Source organism: Streptomyces sp. NPDC058964 (assembly GCF_042741275.1).
GTDB lineage: Bacteria > Actinomycetota > Actinomycetes > Streptomycetales > Streptomycetaceae > Streptomyces.
Genome location: NZ_JBHYKH010000635.1, coordinates 1 through 4,603, shown reverse-complemented (window position 1 = coordinate 4,603; position 4,603 = coordinate 1). Strand labels below are relative to the sequence as shown.

Below are 4,603 nucleotides of genomic sequence, written 5' to 3'. Positions count from 1 at the left end.
CTCCGGAGGGACGGGGCCATTCACGGCTCATCGCCGGGCGACGCCCTCGGCGCGCGCGGCGGCGGCGACCGCCGCGGTCACCGCGGGAGCGACCCGCTCGTCGAACGGAGACGGGATGACGTAGTCGGCCGCGAGATCATCGCCGACGACAGCGGCCAGCGCCTCCGCCGCCGCGATCTTCATCCCCTCGGTGATCCGGGAGGCCCGCACCTGCAGCGCGCCCGCGAAGATCCCGGGGAACGCCAGCACGTTGTTGATCTGGTTCGGGAAGTCCGACCGCCCGGTCGCCACGACCGCCGCGTACTTGTGCGCGACGTCGGGGTGCACCTCGGGGTTCGGGTTGGCCATCGCGAACACGAAGGCGCCCTCCGCCATGGAGGCCACCGCCGCCTCGGCGACCGTACCGCCGGAGACGCCGATGAAGACGTCGGCGCCCGCCAGCGCGTCCTCCAGCGAACCGGTGATGCCCGCCTTGTTGGTGAACCCGGCCAGCTCACGCTTGACGGGGGTCAGATCCTCCCGGTCGGCCGACACGACGCCCTTGCGGTCGGCCACCGCGACATCTCCGATACCGGCCTCGACCAGCATCTTCGCGATGGCGACACCGGCCGCGCCGGCGCCCGAGATCACTGCCCGCAGGTCGCCGATCGAGCGACCGCTCAGCCGCGCCGCGTTCCGCAGCGCCGCCAGCGTCACGACCGCCGTACCGTGCTGGTCGTCGTGGAAGACCGGGATGTCCAGCCGTTCCTGGAGCTTGCGCTCGATCTCGAAGCACCGCGGCGCCGAGATGTCCTCCAGGTTCACCCCGCCGAAGGACGGGGCCAGCCGGACGACGGTCTCCACGATCTCGTCGACGCCGGTGCAGTCGAGCGCGATCGGGACGGCGTCCACGCCGCCGAACTGCTTGAAAAGGATCGCCTTCCCCTCCATCACCGGAAGGGAGGCCTCGGGGCCGATGTCCCCGAGCCCGAGGACGGCCGTACCGTCGGTCACGACCGCGACCACGGACGACTTCCACGTGTAGTCGTTGACCAGCTCCGGCTGCTCCGCGATCGCGGTGCACACGCGCGCGACGCCGGGCGTGTACGCGAGGGACAGGTCGTCCTTGTCGCGCAGCGGCACGGTGGCTTGCACAGCCATCTTGCCGCCGCGGTGCAGCGCGAACGCCGGATCGAAGGAATCGAGGGGCTCGGCCCCGCCGTCCTGCTCCGTACTGCTGTCGCTGCGAGGATTGACGATCTCCGCTGCCACTTCGTTTTACCCCTTAAATATTCATGGTTTGAGGGTTGACCACTCCTGGTGAAGAGTGGGCGGGACCGCATACGACCCGATTGCCTGATACGTACGGGTCGTACACGACGGGCGCGCCGCACACGCGCCCTGAGCCCCGGATGAGGGGTGTAAAGAACCTTCTTACCCGACGACAGGGCCGACGACGAGTCCATTAGGTGCAAGGTCACATCACGGGACTAGAAGGTCACGTCCTGATGACATCGAGGCGACGTCGAGGCGGGATGGAGCGACCCGTGCACGATGGCGAACGTCCGGGCAAGCACCGACCGCATGGTGAGATGCACCGAAGGAATTTCGGTCGGGACCAGGGATTCCCGCAGACGGTCCGGCCTGATGCGCCAACCTGATGCGGGTTCGGGGGTCACCCGTTATCCGATTTTGACATAGCGAGTCCCCTGAATGGCGCAGACCGAATGGCAAGATGCCGTAAACCCACGAGGTCGCGACACCCGAAGGTGTGTGTTGTCGTCGACCTAACGGCATCTCCACCCCTTTCGCCGGAGGAACCACCATGACCGCAAGCTCCACCCGTCGTACGACCGCCCGCACCCGGACTGCAGCGGTCGGTGCGATCGCGGTCGCAGGCGCCCTGATCCTCACGGGCTGCGGTGACCAGACGGACAAGGGCAACGACGGCGGCTCCAGCTCGTCCGCCTCGGCTCCGCTCGCCGACAAGCTCCCCGCCGACATCAAGAAGGCCGGTGTCATCAAGGTCGGCTCCGACATCGCGTACCCGCCGGTCGAGTTCATGCAGGGCGGCAAGGCCGTCGGCATCGACCCGGACGTCGCCGACGCCCTCGGCAAGCAGCTGGGCGTGAAGTTCGAGTTCCAGAACGGCAAGTTCGACAACCTGATCGTGGGCCTGCAGGCCAAGCGGTTCCAGGTGCTCATGTCGGCGATGAACGACACCAAGGACCGCCAGAACGGCGTCGACTCCGACACCGGCAAGAAGGTCGGCAACGGCGTCGACTTCGTCGACTACTTCACCGCCGGCACCTCGATCCTGGTCCAGAAGGGCAACCCGAAGGGCATCAAGTCGCTCGACGACCTGTGCGGCAAGGTCGTGGCCCTGCAGAAGGGCACCACGTCCGAGGGCATCGCCAAGGCGCAGAGCAAGAAGTGCACGAAGGACGGCAAGAAGGCCATCGACCTGCAGACCTTCGACACCGACCCCGAGGCGCTGCTCCGTCTGAAGCAGGGTGCGTCCGTCGCCGACCTGAACGACTTCCCGGTGGCGGCCTACAACGCGAAGACCTCCGGCGGCGGCAAGGACTTCGAGGTCGTCGGCGACCAGATCGAGGCCGGTCCGTACGGCATCGCGGTCGGCAAGGAGAACACCCAGCTGCGGGACGCCCTCCAGGCCGCCATGGCCGCGATCATCAAGAACGGCGACTACCAGAAGATCCTGGAGAAGTGGAACGTCACGCAGGGTGCGGTCACCGAGGCGAAGACCAACGGCGGCTCCTGAACAGCTTCGAGCAACACTGAAGGGCTGTCACTGTGACTGATCCGGTCGACAAGATTCCGGCGCCGACGCTGCCGCCGGAGCAGATCAAGGCCATTCCTGTGCGGCACTACGGCCGCTGGGTGTCCGGGGTCGTGGTCATCGCCATCGTGGTGCTGATCGGGATCGCGTTCTCCAACGCGAACATCAACTACAGCATCATCCCCGATTACCTCTTCGATCCGGGCATCGTCTCGGGCGCCTGGACCACGCTGTACATCTCCGTGCTGGCCATGGTGCTCGGCGTCGTCCTCGGCGTGATCCTCGCCGTGATGCGGCTGTCGTCGAACCCGGTCACCAGCACCGTGGCCTGGTTCTACATCTGGTTCTTCCGCGGCACCCCGGTCCTGGTCCAGCTGCTGCTCTGGTACAACATCTCGCTCGTCTTCCCCATCCTGAACCTGGGGTTCTACAAGGACGAGATGAACCAGGTGATGACTCCGGTCCTCACGGCGCTGCTGGGACTCGGCCTGAACGAGGCCGCGTACATGTCGGAGATCGTCCGCGCCGGCATCCAGTCGGTCGACGAGGGACAGACGGAGGCGTCGCACGCGCTGGGCATGACCCAGGGCAAGACGCTGCGCCGGGTGATCCTCCCGCAGGCGATGCGGGTCATCATCCCGCCGACCGGCAACGAGTTCATCAACATGCTGAAGACCTCGTCGCTGGCCTACGCGGTCCAGCTCCCAGAGCTGATCAAGAAGGCCACGGACATCTCCAGCACCTCGCTGGCGGTCGTCGAGATGTACTTCGTAGCCTGTATCTGGTACCTGTTCCTGACCACGATCTTCAGCATCGTCCAGTACTACGTCGAACGCCGTTACGCCCGTGGTTCGACGCGCAACCTGCCGCCGACCCCGTTCCAGCGCCTGAAGAAGAACCTCCGAATGTTCGGTTCGTTCCGCCGCCCGGAGGTGGCCCGATGACCGGTCTCAGCAAGGACATCACGCCGCCGAGCAGCGGCGCGCCGATGGTCAGGGCCGAGGGCGTGCACAAGTCCTTCGGGCTCGCGCACATCCTCAAGGGCATCGACCTGGAGGTGAACCCGCGCGAGGTGTTCTGCCTGATCGGCCCGTCCGGTTCCGGCAAGTCCACCTTCCTGCGGTGCATCAACCACCTGGAGAAGATCAGCGCCGGCCGGCTGTACGTCGACGGCGACCTGGTCGGCTACCGGCAGAAGGGCGACAAGCTCTACGAGCTGAAGGAGAAGGAGGTCGCGGCGCAGCGACGGGACATCGGCATGGTGTTCCAGCGCTTCAACCTCTTCCCGCACATGACGGCCCTGGAGAACGTCATGGAGGCGCCGGTCCAGGTCAAGGGCGAGTCCAAGGCGGTCGCCCGGGAACGCGCGCAGCGGCTGCTGGACCGGGTGGGCCTCGGTGACCGCAAGGGCCACTACCCGGCGCAGCTCTCCGGCGGCCAGCAGCAGCGTGTCGCCATCGCCCGCGCGCTGGCGATGCAGCCGAAGCTGATGCTCTTCGACGAGCCCACCTCGGCTCTCGACCCGGAGCTGGTCGGCGAGGTCCTCGACGTGATGCGGGACCTGGCCGAGGACGGCATGACGATGATCGTCGTCACGCACGAGATGGGCTTCGCGCGTGAGGTCGGCGACTCGCTGGTGTTCATGGACGACGGTGTGGTGGTCGAGTCCGGCCACCCGCGTGACGTCCTGACGAACCCGCAGCACGACCGGACGAAGTCGTTCCTGTCCAAGGTGCTCTGACGCTCCACCGCGAGAAGGGGGGGGGGGGGTGTGCGGGACGCCCCGCTGCCAGCCCCCGCGCCCGGCGGCCGGGGGGGGTTAGA

Annotated in this window: 4 protein-coding genes; 3 read left to right on the top strand and 1 reads right to left on the bottom strand. The window is 67.0% G+C overall.

What is annotated here, in order from left to right:
* Window positions 1-27: 27 nt before the first annotated feature.
* On the bottom strand, window positions 28-1,251 hold the full coding sequence (locus ACFW2E_RS41940) for an NADP-dependent malic enzyme (protein ID WP_384475950.1): 1,224 nt from the start codon (window positions 1,249-1,251) through the stop codon (window positions 28-30).
* A gap of 553 nt (window positions 1,252-1,804) precedes the next feature.
* Between ACFW2E_RS41940 and ACFW2E_RS41935 the strand changes: the two genes are divergently transcribed.
* From ACFW2E_RS41935 to ACFW2E_RS41925, 3 genes are read left to right on the top strand one after another with little or no spacing between them, the layout of a single operon-like run.
* The gene (locus ACFW2E_RS41935; RefSeq protein ID WP_384475947.1) at window positions 1,805-2,761 is read left to right on the top strand and encodes an ABC transporter substrate-binding protein; all 957 of its coding nucleotides are present in this window, start codon (window positions 1,805-1,807) and stop codon (window positions 2,759-2,761) included.
* A 32-nt stretch (window positions 2,762-2,793) separates the two neighbouring features.
* Window positions 2,794-3,723: an amino acid ABC transporter permease gene (locus ACFW2E_RS41930; protein WP_384475944.1), complete on the top strand. Its 930-nt coding sequence runs from the start codon at window positions 2,794-2,796 to the stop codon at window positions 3,721-3,723.
* Window positions 3,720-4,520 carry an amino acid ABC transporter ATP-binding protein gene (locus tag ACFW2E_RS41925; protein ID WP_384475942.1) on the top strand — a complete coding sequence of 267 codons (801 nt, stop codon included), beginning with the start codon at window positions 3,720-3,722 and terminating at the stop codon, window positions 4,518-4,520. Before ACFW2E_RS41930 ends, ACFW2E_RS41925 begins: the two co-directional genes overlap by 4 nt.
* Window positions 4,521-4,603 lie beyond the last annotated feature (83 nt).